Annotated in this window: 18 protein-coding genes; 15 read left to right on the top strand and 3 right to left on the bottom strand. The window is 71.2% G+C overall.

The genetic code is table 11. From position 1 onward, the window contains the following. Positions 1-59: 59 nt before the first annotated feature. The 14 genes from ACOKM3_RS13810 to ACOKM3_RS13745 all read left to right on the top strand — a co-directional run bounded on the left by ACOKM3_RS13810 (position 60) and on the right by ACOKM3_RS13745 (position 17,283). The gene (locus ACOKM3_RS13810) at positions 60-1,997 is read left to right on the top strand and encodes an acyl-CoA dehydrogenase family protein (protein ID WP_426900338.1); all 1,938 of its coding nucleotides are present in this window, start codon (positions 60-62) and stop codon (positions 1,995-1,997) included. A gap of 76 nt (positions 1,998-2,073) precedes the next feature. After that, positions 2,074-3,342, top strand: coding sequence for a 1-deoxy-D-xylulose-5-phosphate reductoisomerase (gene dxr, locus ACOKM3_RS13805; protein WP_426900336.1), 1,269 nt, complete (start codon positions 2,074-2,076; stop codon positions 3,340-3,342). 8 nt (positions 3,343-3,350) lie between these two features. After that, the gene (locus tag ACOKM3_RS13800) at positions 3,351-4,640 is read left to right on the top strand and encodes a M50 family metallopeptidase (protein ID WP_426906788.1); all 1,290 of its coding nucleotides are present in this window, start codon (positions 3,351-3,353) and stop codon (positions 4,638-4,640) included. Between the two features lie 172 nt (positions 4,641-4,812). Further along, positions 4,813-5,970 carry a flavodoxin-dependent (E)-4-hydroxy-3-methylbut-2-enyl-diphosphate synthase gene (gene ispG / locus ACOKM3_RS13795; RefSeq protein ID WP_426900335.1) on the top strand — a complete coding sequence of 386 codons (1,158 nt, stop codon included), beginning with the start codon at positions 4,813-4,815 and terminating at the stop codon, positions 5,968-5,970. Between the two features lie 275 nt (positions 5,971-6,245). Next, positions 6,246-7,094, top strand: coding sequence for a GNAT family N-acetyltransferase (locus ACOKM3_RS13790; protein WP_426900333.1), 849 nt, complete (start codon positions 6,246-6,248; stop codon positions 7,092-7,094). A gap of 131 nt (positions 7,095-7,225) precedes the next feature. Continuing rightward, positions 7,226-7,954: a DUF1684 domain-containing protein gene (locus ACOKM3_RS13785; protein WP_426900331.1), complete on the top strand. Its 729-nt coding sequence runs from the start codon at positions 7,226-7,228 to the stop codon at positions 7,952-7,954. Between the two features lie 34 nt (positions 7,955-7,988). Further along, a complete protein-coding gene (locus tag ACOKM3_RS13780; protein ID WP_426900329.1) occupies positions 7,989-9,506 on the top strand; it encodes an ABC transporter substrate-binding protein in 1,518 nt (505 codons plus the stop codon). 10 nt (positions 9,507-9,516) lie between these two features. Beyond that, the gene (locus ACOKM3_RS13775) at positions 9,517-10,485 is read left to right on the top strand and encodes an ABC transporter permease (RefSeq protein WP_426900327.1); all 969 of its coding nucleotides are present in this window, start codon (positions 9,517-9,519) and stop codon (positions 10,483-10,485) included. Then, positions 10,482-11,309, top strand: a complete 828-nt coding sequence (locus tag ACOKM3_RS13770) for an ABC transporter permease (RefSeq protein WP_426900325.1) — start codon at positions 10,482-10,484, stop codon at positions 11,307-11,309. The genes ACOKM3_RS13775 and ACOKM3_RS13770 overlap by 4 nt, the downstream gene beginning before the upstream one ends. After that, positions 11,306-12,130, top strand: coding sequence for an ATP-binding cassette domain-containing protein (locus ACOKM3_RS13765; RefSeq protein ID WP_426900324.1), 825 nt, complete (start codon positions 11,306-11,308; stop codon positions 12,128-12,130). Before ACOKM3_RS13770 ends, ACOKM3_RS13765 begins: the two co-directional genes overlap by 4 nt. After that, positions 12,127-12,912, top strand: a complete 786-nt coding sequence (locus tag ACOKM3_RS13760) for an ABC transporter ATP-binding protein (protein ID WP_426900322.1) — start codon at positions 12,127-12,129, stop codon at positions 12,910-12,912. The genes ACOKM3_RS13765 and ACOKM3_RS13760 overlap by 4 nt, the downstream gene beginning before the upstream one ends. 840 nt (positions 12,913-13,752) lie before the next feature. Further along, positions 13,753-14,316, top strand: a complete 564-nt coding sequence (locus ACOKM3_RS13755; RefSeq protein ID WP_426900320.1) for a GNAT family N-acetyltransferase — start codon at positions 13,753-13,755, stop codon at positions 14,314-14,316. A 74-nt stretch (positions 14,317-14,390) separates the two neighbouring features. After that, positions 14,391-16,091, top strand: coding sequence for a proline--tRNA ligase (locus ACOKM3_RS13750; RefSeq protein WP_426900319.1), 1,701 nt, complete (start codon positions 14,391-14,393; stop codon positions 16,089-16,091). A 694-nt stretch (positions 16,092-16,785) separates the two neighbouring features. After that, complete coding sequence (locus ACOKM3_RS13745; RefSeq protein WP_426900317.1) at positions 16,786-17,283, top strand: GNAT family N-acetyltransferase; 498 nt, start codon at positions 16,786-16,788, stop codon at positions 17,281-17,283. Between the two features lie 501 nt (positions 17,284-17,784). Here ACOKM3_RS13745 and ACOKM3_RS13740 read toward each other — a convergent pair. From ACOKM3_RS13740 to ACOKM3_RS13730, 3 genes are read right to left on the bottom strand one after another with little or no spacing between them, the layout of a single operon-like run. Then, positions 17,785-18,687 (bottom strand): aminoglycoside phosphotransferase family protein, encoded by a 903-nt coding sequence (locus ACOKM3_RS13740; protein ID WP_426906787.1) that lies wholly within the window; start codon positions 18,685-18,687, stop codon positions 17,785-17,787. A gap of 42 nt (positions 18,688-18,729) precedes the next feature. Further along, the gene (locus ACOKM3_RS13735; RefSeq protein ID WP_426900315.1) at positions 18,730-19,200 is read right to left on the bottom strand and encodes a ferritin-like domain-containing protein; all 471 of its coding nucleotides are present in this window, start codon (positions 19,198-19,200) and stop codon (positions 18,730-18,732) included. A 9-nt stretch (positions 19,201-19,209) separates the two neighbouring features. After that, positions 19,210-19,713 carry a hypothetical protein gene (locus ACOKM3_RS13730; RefSeq protein ID WP_426900314.1) on the bottom strand — a complete coding sequence of 168 codons (504 nt, stop codon included), beginning with the start codon at positions 19,711-19,713 and terminating at the stop codon, positions 19,210-19,212. Between the two features lie 238 nt (positions 19,714-19,951). Between ACOKM3_RS13730 and rimP the strand changes: the two genes are divergently transcribed. Further along, positions 19,952-20,464, top strand: coding sequence for a ribosome maturation factor RimP (gene rimP / locus ACOKM3_RS13725; RefSeq protein WP_426900312.1), 513 nt, complete (start codon positions 19,952-19,954; stop codon positions 20,462-20,464). Positions 20,465-20,466: the final 2 nt, after the last annotated feature.

Raw genomic sequence — 20,466 nt, 5'->3', positions numbered from 1 at the left:
GTAGCACCGGTCGGTAACGAGCCGGGCCGGTGGACCCGACGCGCGGCGAGGTGAACCTCATGTCCGCAACATCCCAGCCCAAGGTTACTGAGCGGGAAGCCAGGCAGGTCGCCGAGGCGGCCCGCGAACAGGACTGGCGCAAGCCCAGCTTCGCCAAGGAACTGTTCCTCGGCCGGTTCAGGCTCGACCTCATCCACCCGCACCCGCTGCCCGCCGACGAGGACGCGCAGCGCGGCGAGGAATTCCTCGCCAAGCTGCGCGACTTCTGCGAGACGAAGATCGACTCGGCCCGCATCGAGCGCGAGTCGCGGATCCCCGACGAGACGATCAACGGGCTCAAGGAGCTCGGCGCGCTCGGCATGAAGATCGACACGAAGTACGGCGGCCTCGGGCTCACGCAGGTCTACTACAACAAGTCGCTCGCCCTGGTCGGTTCGGCCTCGCCCGCCATCGGCGCGCTGCTCTCCGCGCACCAGTCCATCGGCGTGCCCCAGCCCTTGAAGCAGTTCGGCACGCAGGAGCAGAAGGACACGTTCCTGCCGCGCTGCGCCCGCACCGACATCTCGGCCTTCCTGCTCACCGAGCCCGACGTCGGCTCCGACCCGGCCCGGCTCGCCACCACCGCCGTCCCCGACGGCGACGGTACGTACGTCCTCGACGGCGTGAAGCTGTGGACGACGAACGGCGTCGTCGCCGACCTGCTCGTCGTCATGGCCCGCGTACCGAAGTCGGAGGGCCACAAGGGCGGCATCACGGCGTTCGTCGTCGAGGCGGGCTCCGAGGGCGTCACCGTCGAGAACCGCAACGCCTTCATGGGCCTGCGCGGCATCGAGAACGGCGTCACCCGCTTCCACCGGGTCCGGGTCCCCGAGGCGAACCGGATCGGCCCCGAGGGCGCGGGCCTCAAGATCGCGCTGACCACCCTCAACACAGGCCGCCTCTCGCTGCCCGCCATGTGCGTCGGCGCGGGCAAGTGGTGTCTGAAGATCGCCCGCGAGTGGTCGACGGAGCGCGAGCAGTGGGGCAGGCCGGTCGCGTTCCACGAGGCCGTCGGCTCGAAGATCTCCTTCATCGCGGCGACCTCCTTCGCCCTGGAGGCCGTCCTCGACCTCTCCTCGCAGATGGCGGACGAGGATCGCAACGACATCCGTATCGAGGCAGCCCTCGCCAAGCTGTACGGCTCCGAGATGTCCTGCCTGATGGCCGACGAGCTCGTCCAGATCCGCGGCGGCCGCGGCTTCGAGACGGCCGAGTCGCTGGCCGCGCGCGGCGAACGCGCCGTCCCCGCCGAACAAGTGCTGCGCGATCTGCGCATCAACCGGATCTTCGAGGGCTCGACCGAGATCATGCACCTGCTGATCGCGCGCGAGGCCGTGGACGCCCACCTGTCGGTCGCGGGCGACCTCATCGATCCCGAGAAGTCCCTGTCGGACAAGGCGAAGGCGGGCGCGAAGGCCGGCGGCTTCTACGCCCGCTGGCTCCCGAAACTGGTCGCGGGCCCGGGCCAACTCCCGCGTACGTACCCCGAGTTCCACCCTTCAGGCCATCCGGACCTCTCCACCCACCTCCGCTACGTGGAGCGTTCGGCCCGCAAACTCGCCCGCTCCACCTTCTACGCCATGTCCCGCTGGCAGGGCCGCATGGAGACGAAGCAGGGCTTCCTCGGCCGGATCGTCGACATCGGCGCCGAACTCTTCGCCATGAGCGCGGCCTGCGTACGCGCCGAACTCCTGCGCACCACCGAGGCGTACGGACGCGAGGCCTACCAGCTCGCGGACACCTTCTGCCGCCAGTCCCGCATCCGCGTCGACGAACTCTTCGACCGCCTGTGGACCAACACCGACGACCTCGACCGCAAGGTCGTCCAGGGCGTCATCAGCGGTACGTACACGTGGCTGGAGCAGGGCGTCGTCGACCCCAGCGGCGACGGCCCCTGGATCGCCGACGCGACGCCCGGACCGAGCAAGCGCGAGAACGTGCACCGGCCGATCCGCTGACGCTCCACGTCCGATCCTTTGCGTCCTTCTGCCATCCCGTGTCGGACGCACAGGGAGTTCACGCAAGAATGGGGGGATGAGCGACAGCCCATCCCCCCTCGCGGACCCGCACCTCGTCTTCGACCCGGCCCCGGCCGACGCCCCTCGGGACGTCGTCGTCCTGGGTTCCACGGGCTCCATCGGCACGCAGGCCGTCGACCTCGTCCTGCGCAATCCCGACCGGTTCCGCGTCACCGCGCTCAGCGCCGCGGGCGGCCGCGTCGAACTGCTCGCCGAGCAGGCGCACCGGCTGCGCGTACGCACCGTGGCCGTGGCCCGCGAGGACGCCGTGCCCGCGCTGCGCGAGGCGCTGAGCAGCCAGTACGGGCCGGGGGAGCGGCTGCCCGAGATCCTCGCGGGCCCCGACGCCGCCACCGAGATCGCCGGGCGCGGCGACTGCCACACCGTGCTCAACGGCATCACCGGCTCCATCGGCCTGGCCCCGACGCTCGCCGCGCTCCAGGCGGGCCGCACCCTCGCCCTCGCCAACAAGGAGTCGCTGATCGTCGGCGGCCCGCTGGTGAAGGGCATCGCCAAGCCCGGCCAGATCATCCCGGTCGACTCCGAGCACGCCGCGCTCTTCCAGGCCCTCGCCGGCGGCACCCGCGCCGACGTCCGCAAGCTCGTCGTCACCGCGTCCGGCGGCCCGTTCCGCGGCCGCACGAAGGCGGACCTCGCGAACGTCACCGTGGACGACGCCCTCGCGCACCCCACCTGGGCGATGGGCCCGGTCATCACGATCAACTCCTCGACCCTGGTCAACAAGGGCCTGGAGGTCATCGAGGCGCACCTGCTGTACGACATCCCCTTCGACCGCATCGAAGTCGTCGTGCACCCGCAGTCCTACGTGCACTCCATGGTCGAGTTCGTCGACGGCTCCACGCTCGCCCAGGCGACCCCGCCCGACATGCGCGGTCCGATCGCGGTCGGTATCGGCTGGCCCGAGCGGATCCCCGGCGCGGCCCCCGCGTTCGACTGGACGAAGGCCTCCAGCTGGGAGTTCTTCCCGCTCGACAACGAGGCGTTCCCGGCCGTGGGGCTCGCCCGTCACGTGGGGGAGCTCGCGGGCACGGCCCCGGCGGTGTTCAATGCCGCAAACGAGGAGTGCGTGGACGCGTTCTTGAAGGGCGCCCTGCCGTACAACGGCATCATGGAGACCGTGACAAAGGTGGTCGAGGAGCACGGCACACCGGGATCGGGAACTTCCCTCACCGTCGCGGACGTCCTCGAAGCGGAGACCTGGGCGCGCGCCCGGGCCCGTGAACTGACCGCAACGGACAAGGCAGCCGCGGAGGCTCGTGCATGACGACCTTGATGATGATCCTCGGCGTAGTCATCTTCGCGGTGGGCCTGCTCTTCTCCATCGCCTGGCACGAGCTGGGCCACCTGTCGACGGCGAAGCTCTTCGGCATCCGCGTACCGCAGTACATGGTCGGCTTCGGGCCGACGATCTTCTCGCGGAAGAAGGGCGACACCGAGTACGGCGTCAAGGCCATCCCGCTCGGCGGCTACATCCGCATGATCGGCATGTTCCCGCCGGGCGCCGACGGCAAGATCGAGTCCCGCTCGACCTCGCCGTTCCGCTCCATGGTGGAGGACGCGCGCGCCGCGGCCTTCGAGGAACTCCAGCCCGGTGACGAGACCCGGCTCTTCTACACGCGCAAGCCGTGGAAGCGCGTCATCGTCATGTTCGCCGGTCCTTTCATGAACCTGATCCTCGCGATCGGCCTGTTCCTCACGGTCCTGATGGGCTTCGGCGTCACCCAGCAGACGAACGTCGTCTCCTCGGTCTCGTCCTGCGTCATCCAGGCCAGCGCCAACCGCGACGACTGCCGGGCCTCCGACCCGGAGTCCCCGGCGAAGGCCGCGGGACTCCAGCCGAAGGACAAGATCGTGTCCTTCAACGGGGTGACGACGGACGAGTGGAACGCGCTGTCCGACGAGATCCGCGAGAGCGCCGGAAAGACCGTGCCGATCGTCGTCGAGCGCGAGGGGCAGCAGCAGACGCTGACCGCGAAGATCGCCACGAACCAGGTCGCGAAGAAGGACGCCAGCGGCCAGATCACCGACGGCTACGTCAACGCGGGCTTCCTCGGCTTCACCGCCGCCACCGGCGTCGTACGCCAGGACTTCGGCGACTCCGTGAGCTGGATGACCGACCGGGTCGGTGACGCGGTCGACTCCATCGTCGCGCTGCCCGCCAAGATCCCCGCCCTGTGGGACGCGGCGTTCGGCGACGGCCCGCGCGAGCAGGACTCGCCGATGGGCGTGGTCGGCGCGGCCCGGGTCGGCGGCGAGATCTTCACCCTCGACATCCCGCCGACGCAGCAGCTGGCCATGGCATTGATGCTGGTCGCGGGCTTCAACCTGTCCCTCTTCCTCTTCAACATGCTGCCGCTGCTGCCGCTCGACGGCGGGCACATCGCCGGCGCCCTGTGGGAGGCGCTGCGCAGGAACGTGGCGAAGGTCTTCCGGCGCCCCGACCCGGGCCCGTTCGACGTGGCGAAGCTCATGCCGGTGGCGTACGTGGTGGCCGGTGTCTTCGTCTGTTTCACCATCCTGGTGCTGATCGCGGACGTGGTGAACCCGGTGAAAATCTCCTGATCAGACGCCGGACACGCGCCGGTCGTCCGATGTTCGGGACTGCCCGGCACCCTGGGTGCCGGGCAGTCCCTCTTTATGAGGGTTTGAGGGGGCGCGATGTGCTCGGGCACGCGCCGGTGACGTAATCTCGGAAGCCTCTGGACTCGATCCACACCTTGGGGTTGCACAGCAGATGACTGCGATTTCTCTCGGCATTCCGTCGGTACCGACCAAGCTCGCCGAGCGGCGCAAGAGCCGCCAGATTCAGGTCGGCACCGTGGCGGTCGGCGGAGACGCGCCCGTGTCGGTGCAGTCCATGACCACGACGCGCACCTCCGACATCGGCGCGACGCTGCAGCAGATCGCCGAGCTGACGGCGTCCGGCTGCCAGATCGTCCGCGTCGCCTGCCCCACGCAGGACGACGCCGACGCGCTGCCCGTCATCGCCCGGAAGTCGCAGATCCCCGTGATCGCGGACATCCACTTCCAGCCGAAGTACGTCTTCGCGGCCATCGAGGCCGGCTGCGCGGCGGTCCGGGTGAACCCGGGCAACATCAAGCAGTTCGACGACAAGGTCAAGGAGATCGCCCAGGCGGCGAAGGACCACGGCACGCCGATCCGGATCGGTGTGAACGCGGGCTCCCTCGACAAGCGGCTCCTCCAGAAGTACGGCAAGGCGACCCCCGAGGCGCTCGCCGAGTCCGCGCTCTGGGAGGCGGGCCTCTTCGAGGAGCACGGCTTCCGCGACATCAAGATCTCCGTGAAGCACAACGACCCGGTGGTCATGGTCAACGCGTACCGGCAGCTCGCCGCGCAGTGCGACTACCCGCTGCACCTCGGTGTGACCGAGGCGGGCCCGGCGTTCCAGGGCACGATCAAGTCGGCGGTCGCCTTCGGCGCGCTGCTCTCCGAGGGCATCGGCGACACGATCCGGGTCTCCCTCTCCGCCCCGCCGGTCGAGGAGATCAAGGTCGGTAACGCGATCCTGGAGTCCCTCAACCTCAAGCCCCGCCGCCTGGAGATCGTCTCCTGCCCGTCCTGCGGCCGCGCCCAGGTCGACGTCTACAAGCTCGCCGAGGAGGTCACGGCCGGCCTCGAAGGCATGGAGGTCCCGCTGCGCGTGGCCGTCATGGGCTGCGTCGTGAACGGGCCGGGCGAGGCGCGCGAGGCCGACCTCGGCGTCGCCTCCGGCAATGGCAAGGGCCAGATCTTCGTCAAGGGCGAGGTCATCAAGACGGTCCCCGAGTCGAAGATCGTCGAGACGCTGATCGACGAGGCGATGAAGATCGCCGAGCAGATGGAGAAGGACGGCATCCCTTCCGGGGAGCCGTCGGTATCCATCGCGGGCTGACCCGTTTTCGCGCTCAGGAGAGCACAGGGCGCTTCCCGTCGGCGGGTGCGGTTCGCCTGTGGTCCCGTTCGCGCAGTTCCCCGCGCCCCTGAAAGGGGCGCGGGGAACTGCGCAAACCACAGCGGGACCGGCAGCCGCCGACGCAACGGCACAACGCACACACCCCACGCGGGAGGCGCCCACGGAACGGGGGCCGAAACGCCGACCCGCCACACCCGCGGAGCGCCAGGTACAGTGCGGAGATCAGTAGCCCATCTGGTGAGGCCCCTCCGCACGTGTTGACTCAGACCACCACTCGGGTGCTCGAACCGAGTGACCTCGACGCCGCGCTCGCCGTCCTCGACCGCGAGCCCGTCGCGAACGCCTTCGTCACGGCCCGGGTCCGGGCCGCGGGCCTCGACCCGTGGCGGCTCGGCGGCGAGATGTGGGGCTGGTACGAGGACGGGATGCTGGAGTCCCTGTGCTACGCGGGCGCCAACCTCGTCCCGATCTGCGCGACCGACCGCGCCGTCCGCGGCTTCGCCGACCGCGCCCGGCGGGCCGGCCGCCGCTGCTCCTCCATCGTCGGCCCGGCGGAGCCCACCGCCCTCCTGTGGCAGCTGCTCGAACCGGGCTGGGGCCCGGCCCGCGAGATCCGCGCCCAGCAGCCGCTGATGGTGACCGACCGGATGCCCACGGACGTCACCCCCGACCCGTACGTCCGCCGCGTCCGCAAGGACGAGATGGACACGATCATGCCGGCGTGCGTGGCGATGTTCACCGAGGAGGTCGGCGTCTCCCCGCTGGCCGGTGACGGCGGCCTGCTGTACCAGGCGCGGGTGGCCGAACTGGTCGGCATGGGCCGCTCGTTCGCCCGCCTCGACGAGCACGGCAAGGTCGCCTTCAAGGCGGAGATCGGTGCCGCGACCGACCAGGTCTGCCAGATCCAGGGCGTGTGGGTGGCGCCCGAGTACCGGGGCATGGGCCTCGCCGCCCCCGGCATGGCGGCGGTCCTGCGCTACGCCCTCGCCGACGTCGCCCCCGTGGTCAGCCTCTACGTCAACGACTTCAACACCCCGGCCCGCGCCGCGTACCGGCGCGTGGGATTCGAAGAGGTCGGGGCGTTCATGAGCGTGCTGTTCTAGACAGTGCTGTTCTGGACACCCTGTGTTGCCCGTCTCATCTCTTTCGTGCGCATTGACATTAGTAAGTCTTATGGACCATAAAGGTACTGCTTTGCTTTGGTTCAAGCTTCACTGACTGTAGGTGCCTCACGATGTCTGCTCCCGGTTCCGGCATGGCCGCCTGGCAGGAATGGCGTGCCGACCGGCGCCGCTCCCTCACCGCCCCCACGGGCAACCTCGCCCTCGTCGAGACCCGCTGGCTCCCGGCCGGCGAGACCCCCGACCTCGACGCCGCCCGCGCGGGGCAGCCCGGCACCGTCACGGTGACGGCCCTGGAGCGCACCGACATGGTCACCGGCGCCCCCGAGCACGGCCTGCGGTTCTGGGACGCGAACTCCCCGGCGATCCAGGACTTCGAGGACGTCGACGCCTTCCCGTACGACCCGTCCTGGGTCCTCGACGCCACGTACACGCCCGTCGAGGGCGCCCGCACCGTCGCCTTCGAGCACCTGCGGGACAACGGCGGCACCCGCGAGAAGGTCGTCCCCGGCGACATCGCCCTGACCGTCGACGGCACCGACTACACGCTCTCCGCGTTCGACGACGACGGCACCCTCCTCCTCGTCTTCGGCGACCCCACCAACGGTGACAGCACCTACGGGGCGGGCCGCTTCCTCTTCGTGGAGCACACGGACTCCGTGGAGCACACCGGCGAGGGCCGTGTGCGCCTCGACTTCAACCGGGCCTTCGTACCCCCGTGCGGCTTCTCCGATCAGTACAACTGTCCGATGCCGCCGCGGCAGAACCGGCTCCACCTGCCCGTCGAGGCGGGCGAGAAGCTCCCGGTCTTCCGCGACGGCGCCGCCGGCACCGCTCACTGATCGCCCCCCGCACCCCTTCACGTAAGGCCCCCTCATGCGCATCCCCAAGAGACCCCTGTCCGCCGGCGTGCTCACCGTCGCCCTCGCCGTCACGCTCGCGGCCTGCGGCGGTGGCTCGAACTCGACGTCCGGCAGCGGCGCGTACGACAAGGACGCCACGGTCAACATCGGCTCCCTCTACGAGCCGCAGAACCTCGACAACACCGCGGGCGGCGGCCAGGGCGTCACCGAGGCCCTCAACGGCAACGTCTACGAGGGCCTGTTCAAGCTCACCGACAAGGGCAAGGTCGAGAAGCTCCTCGCCGAGGACTACAAGGTCTCCGGCGACGGCCTCACCTACACCTTCACCCTTCGCGACGGCGTGAAGTTCCACAGCGGCAAGAAGCTGACCAGCGAGGACGTCAAGTACAGCCTGGAGAAGGTGATCGCGAAGGACTCGCAGTCCGCGCGGAAGTCGAACCTCGAGGTCATCAAGGACGTCGCCACTCCGGACGCGAAGACCGTCAAGGTCACGCTGTCGAAGAAGTCGATCTCCTTCGTCTACAACCTGTCGTACGTCTGGATCATCAACGCCGACGCCAAGAACCTGAAGATCACGGAAGACGGCACAGGACCGTACCAGCTGAAGAAGTGGACGCGCGGCTCCGCGCTCAGCCTCGACCGGTTCGCCGGCTACTGGGGCACGGCCGCCAGGAACAAGCAGGCCGTCTTCCACTACTACAAGGACGCGACCGCCCTCAACAACGCGCTCCAGACCAACGCCGTCGACGTCGTCACCAGCGAGCAGTCGCCGGACGCCCTCGACCAGTTCAAGTCGGACCAGAACTACAAGGTCAACGACGGCAACTCGACCACCAAGCTGCTGCTCGCCTTCAACGACAAGGCGAAGCCGTTCACCGACGTCAAGGTGCGCCAGGCCGTCTCGGCCGCCATCGACGACAAGAAGCTCCTCGAATCCGTCTGGGGCGGCTACGGCAAGCAGATCGGGTCGATGGTGCCTCCCACCGACCCCTGGTACGAGGACCTGACCGACGTCAACGCGCACGACGTCGCGAAGGCCAAGAAGCTGCTCAAGGAGTCGGGCCACGCCAAGGGGTTCAGCTTCACGCTCGACACCCCGAACTACGACCCGCACCCCACGGCCGCGACCTTCATCAAGTCGCAGCTCGCCAAGGTCGGCATCACCGTCAAGATCAACACGATCACGCCCGACGAGTGGTACACGAAGGTCTACAAGAACCACGACTTCACGGCGACGCTCCAGGAGCACGTCAACGACCGTGACCTCGTCTGGTACGGCGACCCCGACTTCTACTGGGGTTACGACGACAAGCAGGTCCAGGACTGGGTCGAGAAGGCCGAGGCGTCCTCCACGACCAAGGAGCAGTCCGAGCTGCTCAAGAAGGTCAACCGCAAGACCGCCGAGGACGCGGCCAGCGACTGGCTCTACCTGTATCCGCAGATCGTCGTCGCGAACACGAAGCTGTCGGGCTACCCGCTGAACGGCCTGAACTCGCAGTTCTTCGCGTACGACATCAAGAAGAGCAGCTGACCGACCGGCCATGCTGAGATACCTCCTGCGGAGACTGGTGTTCCTGCTGGTCTCCCTCGTCCTCGCGTCCGTCGTGCTGTTCGTGCTGCTGCGGATGCTGCCCGGCGACCCGGCGAACGCGCTCACCTCGGTGGGCGCCTCGCCGGAGCAGATCGCCGCGGCCCGGCACTCCATCGGCTCCGACAAGCCGCTGCCCGAGCAGTTCACGCACTGGATCGGCCAGCTGGCGAGCGGTGACCTCGGCACGTCCTTCGTGTCGTCGCTGCCGGTCGGACCGGAGGTGTCGCAGCGCCTGAACGTGACGGTGCCGCTGACGCTCTCCGCGTTCGTGCTCGCCGTGCTCGTCGCCGTACCGGCGGGCTTCGTGGCCGCGTACAAGCGACGGACCTGGTACGGGTCGCTGCTCAGCGGCGTCTCCCAACTCGGCATCGCCGTCCCGGTGTTCTGGCTCGGCATGATCCTCATCGCGGTGTTCGCGCTGAACGCGGGCTGGCTGCCGTCCGGTGGCTTCCCGCAGGACGGCTGGTCCGCGCCAGGACCGGCCGTGCAGTCACTGGTGCTGCCGGTGGTGACGGTGGCGCTCGTGATGTCGGCGTCCCTCATCCGCTACGTACGCTCCGCGACGCTCGACGTCCTCGACAGCGAATACCTGCGCACGGCGCGGGCGCTCGGCTCGTCGTTCGGACGGGCCATGTGGCGGCACGGGCTGCGCAACGCGTCCGTGCCCGTCATCTCGATCCTCGGCATCGAGCTGGCGTCCACCCTGCTCGGCGCGGTCGTCGTCGAGTCCGTGTTCGCGCTGCCGGGGCTCGGCTCCATGCTCGCCACCGGGATCGCGCAGCACGACTACCCGGTGATCCAGGGTGTGCTGTTCGTGTCGACGTTCGGGGTGCTGATCATAGGGTTCGTGGCGGACCTCGTGCAGCGGCTTGTGGACCCGCGCCTTCGCGGGCGGCTCTCCGGGGGTGGGGCGCGATGAAGCGCAGATCATCGGTCACCTTGTGGACGGGGGCCGTCTTCGCGGGCCTCGTCGTGCTGCTCGCGCTCGTCTCCCTGTTCTGGCTGCCGTACGACAGTGAGGACACGTCCGGCGGCCGTCTCGCCGGTCCTGGAGGCGGGCATCTGCTCGGCACCGACAAGCTGGGGCGCGACCTGTTCACGCAGCTCATGACGGGTTCGCGGATCGCGCTCCAGGCCGGGCTCGGCTCGGTCGCCGTCGCGGCGCTGCTCGGCGTGACGCTGGGGTTGTTGGCCGCGTTCGCGCAGGGCTGGTTCGACGACACGCTCTCCGCGCTGCTCGACATCCTCATCGCGTTCCCGACGCTGCTGCTCGCGATGCTGATCGTCGCGGCGAGGTCGGCGACGCTCGGCTCCGCGATCCTCGCGATCGGCCTCGCGCAGAGCGCGGTCGTGGCGCGGCTGACCCGGATCCTGGTCAAGCGGGTGCTGGCGCAGGACTACATCACGGCGTCCCGCACCTCCGGCACCTCGTGGCCGCGGATCGTCGCGGGCCACGTCCTGCCCAACATCTGGCCGACGCTCGCGGTGAACCTGGCGCTCCAGTTCGGCCTTGCCGTCCTCGCGGAGGCGGGGCTGTCCTACCTCGGCCTCGGGGCGCCGCCGCCGAACGCCTCGTGGGGCCGGATGCTCCAGGAGGCGCAGGCGACGTTCACGACGGCGCCCGCGGGCGCGCTCGCGCCGGGCGTGCTGCTCGTGCTGCTGGTGATCGGCGTCAACCTGGTCGCGGACGGGCTGCGGGACGTTCTCGACCCGACGGCGCGGAAGGAGAGGGCGGCGGCATGAGTGAACCGTTGCTTTCCAGCGAACCTCTGCTGTCCGTGGACGGACTCACGGTCCGTACGGGAGACGGGCGCGAGCTCGTCTCCGGCCTCGGCTTCGAGGTCGCGCGCGGCGAACGACTGGGCCTGATCGGCGAATCCGGCTCGGGCAAGTCCCTGACGACCCTCGCCGTCCTCGGGCTGCTGCCCGCGGGCATGACGGTGACGGGGCGTGTGGAACTGGCCGGCACGCAGATCGTCGGCGCGAGCGAGAAGACCCTCGTGGACGTACGCGGCCGGAGCGCGGCCGTCGTCTTCCAGGAGCCGCTCACGGCGCTCGACCCGCTGATGCGGGTCGGCAAGCAGATCGCCGAACCCCTGCGCAGGCGGCGCCAGTTGAAGGGCACCGCGCTGAAGACGGCGGTGACGGACCTCCTCGAACAGGTACGGCTTCCCGACCCGGCGCGCATCGCCCGCGCCTTCCCGCACGAGATCTCCGGCGGCCAGCGCCAGCGTGTGGCCCTCGCCATGGCGCTCGCCTGCGACCCGGCGCTGCTCATCGCCGACGAGCCGACGACGGCGCTGGACGTGACCGTGCAGGCGGAGATGCTGGAGCTGATCGACGGGCTGGTGCGCGAGCGCGGTATGGCGGTGCTGTTCGTCAGCCATGACCTGGCGGTCGTGTCGAAGGTGACGGATCGCGTCCTGGTGATGAAGGACGGGCGCGCGGTCGAGTCGGGCGCGGTGGCCGACGTCGTACGGGCCCCGCGCGAGGCGTACACGCGGGCGCTGGTGGACAGCGCGCGGCAGTTGGAGTCCGCGCTCGACCTGGGAGGTGTGCGATGAGCACCCCTGAGCTACGACCTGTGCTGGAACTGGACGGGGTCTCGTACGCGTACCGGGGCGCCGCCGCGCCTGTCGTCACGGACGTGTCGGTGGCGGTGGAGACGGGGCGGAGCCTGGCGCTCGTCGGTGAGTCCGGTGCGGGCAAGACGACGCTGCTGCGCATGCTGCTCGGGCTGGCCCGGCCCACGTCCGGGGCGGTCCGCTTCGACGGGGACGAGCTGCGGCCGCGGGACCGTACGCAGATGAAGGCGTTCCGGCGCAGCGTGCAGTGCGTCTTCCAGGACCCGTACGCCTCGTTGGACCCGCGGCAGCGGGTGCGGCGGATCGTGGCGGAGCCGCTGCGTTCGCTCGGCGTCGCGACGGGGGAGGAGGCGGACCGCAAGGTCGCGCACGCCCTCGAACGGGTGGGGCTTCCGGCCGATGCGGGGGAGCGGTACCCGCACGAGTTCTCCGGCGGGCAGCGGCAGCGCATCGCCATCGCGCGGGCCACGGTGTGCGACCCGCGGGTCCTCCTCGCCGACGAACCGGTCTCGGCGCTCGACGTCACGACGCGGGTCAAGGTCGTGGACCTGCTGGCCGAGCTGAAGGAGACGGCGGGGCTGACGATCGTGATGGTCTCCCACGACCTGTCGGTGGTGGCGGCGTTGTGCGAACGCACTGCCGTGCTGGAACGGGGCCGGGTGGTCGAGTCGGGCCCCACGCCGTCCGTCCTGGGCTCCCCGGACCACGCCTACACGCGCCGCCTGCTGTCGAGCGTCCCCAGGCTCCCCACGGCGAGCTGAGGGCCACCGACCCCCTACGCCACGGGCTTGGCCCCCGGGGGCCCGGCCGTTCCCACGCCACGGGGCTCCGCCCGGGGGCCTGGCCGTTCCTACGCCACGGGGCTCCGCCCGGGGGCCTGGCCGTTCCTACGCCACGGGGCTCCGCCCCGGACCCCGCTGCTCAAACGCCGCAGGGGCTTGATTTACCGGAACCGGCGCCACGCTCCGCGCAGGCCGTCGCCGACATCGGCCCTGCCCCTTCCCTCCCGCCTATCTCCCACCCACCCGCCCCCTCCAGGGGCGTCGGCCCGACGGGGTACCGCACGTGCCTTCGGGTATCTGCCGCCAGCGCCGGCCCCACCCGAGAAGGCACGGGCCACCCCGCCTCGGGCAACCTCCGGCACCCCCGGTTCCCCTCCCGTTGCGGTCGACCGCACGCGCCTTGGGCAATCTGCCGCAAGCACGGCTCCCCACCCGAGACGGTCGGCGCCACCCCGCCTTGGGCAATCTCCGGCACCCCCGGTTCCCCTCCCGTTGCGGTCGACCGCACGCGCCTTGGGCAATCTGCCGCAAGCACGGCTCCCCACCCGAGACGGTCGACGCCCGCCGCCTTGGGCAATCTGCCGCCTTGGGCGGCAGGGTGGGCAAGGCGGCACCCCGGTGCCGCGCAACCAGGGTGGGAGGCGCCGACCCCGGCACCCGGTGCCGCGTAATGGCGGGGCGGCGGCGGCCACGGCCCCCGGTGCCGCGCAACGGTGGGACGGGCCCCGGCCACGGCAAGCCCCGGTGCCGCCCCGCGATACGGAGGGCCCCGCCCCGGCCACCCGCACAGCCACCCCCCGCACCGGGTACCCTCCGGGCATGCCGCACCGGAACCGCACGGACGACCGCGCCGTCACCATCGGCCCCCTGGATCTGCGCACCCGTGTCGACGAGGCGCTCGCCGTGCAGGCGTACGCGTTCGGGCTCAGCGACGACGAGATCGCCGTACGCCGCCAGATCGTGCTGCGGCACATCACGTACCCGGGCGCCCGCTCCCTCGGCGCGACGACCGAAACCGGCCGCCTCGTCGGCTTCGTCTACGGGATGCCGAACGACCGCACCCACTGGTGGTCCACCGTCGTCGAGCCGTACCTCCGCGCCCGCGACGAGGACCACTGGCTCGACGACTCCTTCGTGATCACGGAGTTGCACGTGCACCCCGGCTACCAGAACCGCGGCATCGGCCGCGCACTCATCACGGCGATCACCGACGGCGCCGCCGAGCCCCGCTCGATCCTCTCCGCGATCGACATCGACAGCCCGGCCCGCGGCCTCTACCACTCGCTCGGCTACGAGGATCTGGCCCGCCAGGTGCTGTTCCCGAGCGCCCCGCGCCCGTACGCCGTGATGGGCGCGCCGCTGCCGCTCAGGCGCATGCCCTGAGAACCGATTTCCGGCCGCGCCCACGCCCCGGCTAACCTCCTGACATCAGCCTTTCGTCGCAGGAGTCAAGAATCATGGCCAAGGTCCAGGTCCAGCGCATGTCCCGATTGATGGTCAAGACTCTGCGCGACGACCCGGCGGACGCCGAAGTCCTCAGCCACAAGCTGCTGGTCCGCGCCGGTTTCGTGCGCCGCACCGCCGCCGGTGTCTGGTCCTGGCTGCCGCTCGGCCGACGGGTCTACGCGAACGTCGAGCGCGTCATCCGCGAGGAGATGGACGCCATCGGCGGCCAGGAGGTCCTGCTGCCCGCCCTGCTGCCCAAGGAGCCGTACGAGGCGACCGGGCGCTGGGAGGAGTACGGCGCGGAGCTGTTCCGCCTCCAGGACCGCAAGGGCGGCGACTACCTGCTCGGCCCGACCCACGAGGAGATCTTCACCCAGCTGGTCAAGGACCAGTGCACGTCCTACAAGGACCTGCCGGTGATCCTCTACCAGATCCAGACCAAGTACCGCGACGAGGCCCGCCCCCGCGCCGGCATCCTGCGCGGCCGCGAGTTCCAGATGAAGGACTCGTACTCCTTCGACCTCTCCGACGAGGGCCTCGCCGAGTCCTACGGCCTGCACCGCGCCGCGTACCAGCGCATCTTCGAGCGCCTCGGCCTCGACTACCGGATCTGCGCCGCGACCGCGGGCGCCATGGGCGGTTCGAAGTCGGAGGAGTTCCTGGCCCCGGCCGCGGCCGGCGAGGACACCTTCGCGGACTGCCCGCACTGCGACTACGCCGCGAACACCGAGGCGGTCGGCTTCGCCGTGAAGCCGGTCGACGGGGAGAACGCGCCCGCCCTCGAAGAGGTCCCCACCCCGGACACCCCCACGATCGAGACGCTCGCCGCGTACATGCAGGTCCCGGCCTCGGCGACCCTCAAGAACCTCCTCGTGAAGATCGACGGCGAGATCGTGGCCGTCGGTGTCCCCGGTGACCGCGAGGTCGACATGGACAAGGTCGAGGCGCACTTCGCGCCGGCCGCGGTGGAGCTGGTCACGGCCGAGGACTTCGAGGGCCGCGACGACCTCGTCCGTGGCTACGTCGGGCCGCAGGGCCTGGAGAAGGTCACGTACATCGCCGACCCGCGCGTGGCCCCCGGCACGGCGTGGATCACCGGCGCCAACAAGGACGGCGTCCACGCGAAGAACGTCGTCGCGGGCCGCGACTTCGAGGTCTCCGAGTACGTCGACGTGGTCGTGGTCCAGGAGGGCGACCCGTGCCCCAAGTGCGGCACCGGCCTCAAGCTGGACCGTGCCATCGAGATCGGCCACATCTTCCAGCTCGGCCGCAAGTACGCGGACGCGTTCCAGCTCGACGTCCTCGGCCAGAACGGCAAGCCGGTCCGCGTGACCATGGGCTCGTACGGCATCGGCGTCTCGCGCGCGGTGGCGGCGCTCGCCGAGCAGCACGCCGACGACAAGGGCCTGATCTGGCCGGAGGAGATCGCCCCCGCCGACGTGCACGTGGTGGCGGCGGGCAAGGCCCTCCAGACCGAACTGGCGCTGGAGGTCTCCGACAAGCTGGCGGCGGCGGGCGTACGCGTCCTCGTCGACGACCGCCCCGGCATCTCGCCCGGCGTGAAGTTCACCGACTCCGAGCTGATCGGCGTCCCGAAGATCCTGGTCGCGGGCCGCCGCAGCGCCGACGGCGTCGTCGAACTCAAGGACCGCCGCACCGGCGAACGCGAGGAACTGACGGTCGCCGAGGCGGTCGCCCGCCTCACGGCATAACCACCCCCGGCCCCCGGAGCCCCCCGGCCCCCGGAGCCCCACGGCTCCGGGGCCCTGTCCCCGCTACGGTGCCCCTGCACGGCCCCTGCACGGCCCCGCACGCCCCGGCCACCGCGCCACGGCCGGCGCCCCTGGCTCACGGTGCCGCGGTTGGCGCCCCGCCCCACCGTGCCGCGGTCGGCGCCCCGCCCTTCCCACGCCGCCCCCGGGCAGACACCCGACCTCCCGGCCACGCCCCTCACGCCCCGCATGCATCGGGTGCCGCCGCCCATCTCCCACCGCCCGCCCCCTCCGGGGGCATCGGCCCCCGGGCCTGGCTCCTGCCGGGCTGGGTCTTACCGGCTCGGGCATGCGGGGCCGTGGCCGTGGCCGTGGCCGTGGAGCGGTGACGGGGCCGAGGCCCGCAGTGTTCGTGGCGTCGGCCCGTCGGCCCGTCGGCCCGTAGCGTCCACGCCCCTGTACGCCGCGCCGCCACGCGGGGTGACCAGCCCATCCCCCCGCCCCCTCCGGGGGCTCCGGCCCGGAGGGGCGAGGCCGACCGCGCCGGGTGGGCAAATTCAGCCCCGCCGGCCTTTGAGGCGCGGGGTCCGGGGCGGAGCCCCGTGGCGTGGGGACGGTCGGCCGTCACGAGTGGCCTGCGGCGAGTATCGCGCCCGGCCGATCGCCGGAGACCGGCCGCGGCTACCGTGACGCCATGCCGGATCTCCAACGTCTGAGCCCCGCCCACGCATCCGCGCTCCTCGCCTTCGAAACGGAGAACCGCACCTTCTTCGCGGCCACCGTCCCCGACCGCGGCGACGACCACTTCACGCACTTCGCCGACCGGCACACCGCGCTGCTCGCCGAACAGGCCACCGGCGCCATCCACATGCACGTCCTGGTCGCCGACGACGGCGAGATCCTCGGCCGCTTCAACCTGGTCGACGTGGCCGACGGCACCGCGGACCTCGGCTACCGTCTCGCGCGCGACGCCACCGGCAGGGGCCTGGCCACGGCGACGGTCCGCGAACTCCTCACCGTCGCCGCCACCGACTACGCCCTCAAGCGCGTCACGGCCTCCGCCGCGGAGGACAACCACGCCTCCCGCACGGTCCTGACCCGCAACGGCTTCGTCCCTACCGGCACGTGCACGCTGCGCGTCGGCCACGAGGGCATCACCTACGCCCGCGACCTGACCGACCTCGCCGACTGAGGCGCCGGTTCGCCCTGGCGGAGCGGTGGTGGACGGCCGCGAGCGGGGCCACGCCCTCCGGGCTGCTGCTCTCCGGGCCGCCCCTCTCCGGGCTGCTGCTCTCCGGGCTGCCCCTCTCCGGGCTGCCCCTCCGGGCCGGAGCCCCCGGAGGGGGCGGGTGGGTGGGAGCTGAGCGGGGACTCGGCCCAAGCGGGCGCCTGTCTCAGGAAGGCGGCCCGGGCAGGCACGGTCGAGCCCTGCTCCGGTACGGGAGCCCGCTGGGCCGGGGCATGGTCGAGCCCCGCTCCGGTACGGGAGCCCGCTGGGCCCGGGTTGGAGCCCCGATCCTTCAAGCCCCGCGGCGGGTGGGCAAATTCAGCCCCGCCGGCGTTTGAGGCGCGGGGTCCGGGGCGGAGCCCCGTGGCGTGGGAACGGGGGCCGGCTACCCCAGCCAACGCTCGGAAGCGGCCCGGCCCCACGTCACACGCCCCCGCCGAACCCCACACCCGCCCCGACCGGAGGTCACAGCCAGCCCGCGAACTCCAACAAGTTCTCGCCGTCCTGGTGCCGCCCCACGCGCAGTGCCCGCGCACCCGATTCCACCGCGCGGAAGAGGGTCCAGCCCCGCAGCCGCTCCTGGTCGACCTCCAGGGACTCCGCCAGCTTCTTCACCCGGCGGCGGGTGATGGCGGGGCCCGAGGGGGAGCCGATGAGGTCCTCCACGCGGTCGCGGACCAGCCGCGCCAGGTCGAACGCGGTCTCGCCGACGACCGGGTCGGGGCCTACCGCCAGCCACGGCATCCGCTCCCCGGACAGCACCTTGGACTGCCGGAACGTACCGTGCAGCAGCCGGAGTTCGGGCGGCGAGGACACCAGCTCGTCCCGCGTTTCGAGGGCCGCGTCGATCAGGGGCGCCACGTCGGGGAACGACTCCACCGTCGCCCGCATCCCGACCGCCTGCCGGCCCGTCCGCTCCGGAACGGTCTCGCAGTTGCGCCCCTCGGGCGGGTCCACCCACAGGCGGCGCAGCGTGCCCGCCGCCTCCAGGAGCGCCTTCGCCTCCGGCAGCGTACGCACGGAGACCTCCGGGTGGAGGCGCTCGAGGAGCAGCGCGCCGTCGTTCACGCCCGGGTCAAGCAGCCGCACCGCGCCGAAGCCGTCCCAGTGTGTGAGCGCCGCACGCTCGGCCTCCGGGCGGAACCGCTCGGGCGCCAGCTTGAGGATCGCCGGTGCGCCGTCCGCCCTGCGGACGTGGGCGACCAGGCTGCTGCGGCCCCCGGGCACATGCACCCGCTCCACCGTCACATCGCGCCGCTCCGCCGCCTCGCCGAGCAGCGTGCCGACCCGGTCGAGCCACGCCGACGCCCCGTCGTCACGCACCTCGCCGAGCGCGTTCACAAGACGCGAAGGCGGTTCGAATGCCATGCGCGGGGATGCCATGCGCGGGGATTTCCTTCCCAAGTCTGCCTATGTGCTGGGGTCCTCCGGCGGGGACGACGACGCGGACGGCGCCGCGGCCCGTTCGGAGAGCCCAGGGAAGGCTACGCTGCCGCCGCCCCAGCGCACGGCACGGACCGCCGCCTCACGGAGCGCGTCGGCCGCGCCCCGGCGCCGCTCGCCGCTCGCCGCCCGTACGAGATCCGAGTACACGCCCGCGACCCTGCTCTCGATGTCCGCGGCGAGCCGCGCCGCCGCCGACGAGTCGGGCACCGGGAACGGCAGCGCGTACGCCCCCGCGGACTCCTCGGGATTTCCGCCCAGGTCGCGCACCGTGCGCCGCAGTTCGTCGCGGCGGGCCCGATGCGCGTCGTACGCGTCCCTGGCCCGGCCCCTGCGGTCCTCGCCGATCCGGCCGCCGACCACCCCGTAGCCGTACACCGCCGCGTGCTCGGCGCGCAGCGCCGCCTGCACCGCGGCAAGAAGTGCGTTCTCGCTCATGTCGCCTCGTCAGTCCTTCGCCAGCAGATACGCGTGCCCCGCCCCGGCCGCCGCCACCGACGCGAGCAGCCGTGCCAGCTCGCCGGGGGCGTCCACGAGCGCGGACATCCGGCGGTCGGAGAGCCGCTGCTCGGCCACCGAGAGCGCCTTGAGGATGTCCTTCTCGGAGGCCGGCGCGGCCGGCTTCCTGCCCGGGGGCGCCGCTGCGCCCGAAGGCCGGTGCGCCCCGCCGAACGCCTTCACGTGCCGCTCGACCTCGGCCCGCAGCGGGTTCAGCCGCTCCGCGAGCGCCGGACGGGCCGACACCGCCCGGTCGTACTGGCCGAGGAGGTCCGCGCTCTCCCGCGCCGCCTGCGTCCGCAGCCGCTTCTCCTGTGCGGCGGCGGGCGCCCCGCTGCCTCCGTCGGCGCCGTCGTCGGCGTCCGAGCAGCCGGTCAGCAGCGCGGCCCCGGCCAGCGAGGCGAGCAGAGTCCTACGACGTGGCCCGGAGCGGGCGAGAGGGGGCAGCGGCACGGCAGGCGTCCTCAGGAGGCGAAGAGGCGGGGAGGAGAGAGTGCTTTCAGGATTCAAGGGGGAGGCGGCTCCCTGATCGGAACTGATCAGGTTCGATCGAAGGGGAGTGGCCGTGATCACCGTACCGTCGCCCTTGCACGGGTGGACGGCAACACCCCCCTGGACCGGATACCCTTTGACCTGACGCGCAAGGAAAGTCAGTAACCACAACAGCACACGCGGCCGAGGAGTCACCCGGATGAGCACCACCCAGAACGAGAGGCTGCGGGAACTACTGGAACCGCTCGTCACCTCACAGGGGCTCGAACTCGAAGAGATCGAAGTGGCCTCGGTCGGACGCAAGCGTGTGCTGCGCGTCGTCGTCGACTCCGACGAGGGCGCCGATCTGGACGTGATCGCCGATGTGAGCCGCGCGCTCTCGGCGAAGCTCGACGAAACAGACGCCATGGGCGAGGGCGAGTACGAACTCGAGGTCGGAACGCCCGGCGCCGAGCGCCCCCTCACCGAGCACCGTCACTACATCCGCGCGACGGACCGCCTCGTGAAGTTCCAGCTGAACGACGAATCCGAGCTGGTCGCGCGCATCCTCAAGGTCGACGACGACGGCCTCGACCTGGAAGTACCGGGAGTGAAGGGGCGCAAGCCGACCTCCCGAAGGCTCGACTTCGCCGACATCGCCAAGGCGCGTGTCCAGGTCGAGTTCAACCGCAAGAACAAGAACGACGACAACGACAACGAAGAGGAGGCGTAGCC

Source organism: Streptomyces nidicola (assembly GCF_050106155.1).
In the GTDB taxonomy this organism is placed as follows: Bacteria; Actinomycetota; Actinomycetes; order Streptomycetales; family Streptomycetaceae; genus Streptomyces.
Note: the sequence above shows the minus strand (reverse complement) of the source record. Positions and strands in the feature narration are given on the sequence as shown.